We start from the raw sequence: 740 nt of genomic DNA, 5'->3' as shown, positions 1-740 counted from the left end.
ACAAGCGATTGGCGCGCCGATTTGGCCGCCTGCTTGATCAGATGTCGGCGGCACCTGGCCAACCGGTCCCGGCCGCGTGCGGCGACTGGGCGACGACGAAGGCGGCCTATCGCTTCTTCGATAATCCGCGCGTTACCGAGCATGGGATGCTCGGCTGGCCATTTTGCCGCGACCGCCATGCGCTGCGCAGCGAGCGAAGGATCAATCCTCATTCTGCAGGATACCACCGAGTTCATCTACAGCCGTGCGCAGCCGGGTAAGATCGGCTTCACCAAGACCATCAACGCCGGACGTTACAAGGCGGGTCAGCCCAACGTGGTGACTTTGTGCGGAGTGCTGATGCATTCGAGCCTGGCCGTAACCCTCGCCGGCACGCCGCTCGGGCTGACGGCAGCGAAGCTCTGGGCACGCACGAAGTTCAAGGGGACCTGGACGCTCAAGCGGCATGTGAACCCCACGCGGGTACCGATCGAGACGAAGGAAAGCTATCGCTGGCTGGAGAACCTGCGCCAGTCGATGGCGCTCGTGGGCACGCCGGAACGCTGCGTGCATGTGGCCGACCGCGAGAGCGACATCTACGAGCTCTTTTGCCTGGCGCAGGATCTCGGCACGCGCTTTCTGGTGCGAGTGCAGACCAACCGATTGGCCGGCGCGCCCGCCGACGTAGAGCCACGGGATGGCGCTCATCGGGTCTCGCCCAGCTCTCGGCCACGCCTTGGGCGGGACGCCATTACGTCGCG

General features: G+C 65.1%; 1 protein-coding gene and 1 pseudogene. Both read left to right on the top strand.

The window, feature by feature from the left end; all coding sequences use genetic code 11:
• Positions 1-41: 41 nt before the first annotated feature.
• Positions 42-260: an IS4/Tn5 family transposase DNA-binding protein gene (locus XI06_RS12860; RefSeq protein WP_271605475.1), complete on the top strand. Its 219-nt coding sequence runs from the start codon at positions 42-44 to the stop codon at positions 258-260.
• Positions 178-740 (top strand): annotated as a pseudogene (locus tag XI06_RS12855) (IS4 family transposase); the annotation flags it as partial. The gene XI06_RS12860 and the pseudogene XI06_RS12855, both read left to right, overlap by 83 nt.

Source organism: Bradyrhizobium sp. CCBAU 11434 (genome assembly GCF_028128895.1).
GTDB classification, from domain to species: Bacteria; Pseudomonadota; Alphaproteobacteria; order Rhizobiales; family Xanthobacteraceae; genus Bradyrhizobium; species Bradyrhizobium zhengyangense.
Note: the sequence above shows the minus strand (reverse complement) of the source record. Positions and strands in the feature narration are given on the sequence as shown.